Origin of the sequence: Limosilactobacillus portuensis (assembly GCF_014838735.1) — a bacterium.
Lineage (GTDB): Bacteria > Bacillota > Bacilli > Lactobacillales > Lactobacillaceae > Limosilactobacillus > Limosilactobacillus portuensis.
This window is the reverse complement of record NZ_JABUXQ010000097.1, coordinates 1-310: the sequence shown is the minus strand read 5'-3', so window position 1 is coordinate 310 and position 310 is coordinate 1. Positions and strand designations below refer to the sequence as shown.

Annotated in this window: 1 protein-coding gene; it reads left to right on the top strand. The window is 41.3% G+C overall.

Annotated elements, in window-relative coordinates; all coding sequences use genetic code 11:
* Nucleotides 1–310 (top strand): NAD(P)-binding domain-containing protein (locus HUK49_RS10730; RefSeq protein ID WP_191913678.1); only part of this gene is annotated, 310 nt, incomplete at both ends.

Sequence of the window (310 nt, the reverse complement as noted above, 5' to 3'; positions counted from 1 at the left end):
AGATGTATTACAAGGTAAAAAAATTGCGGTTATTGGTTATGGTTCACAAGGTCATGCCCACGCACAAAACTTAAAAGACAATGGCTATGATGTCGTAATCGGTATTCGCCCTGGACGTTCATTCGACCAAGCAGAAGAAGATGGTTTTAATGTTTACACCGTAGCAGAAGCTGTCAAACAAGCCGATGTGGTGATGGTGTTACTCCCTGATGAAATTCAAGGTGACGTGTATAAAAATGAAATCGAGCCTAACTTAGAAGCAGGCAACGCATTAGCATTTGCGCACGGCTTTAATATTCAATTTGACGTC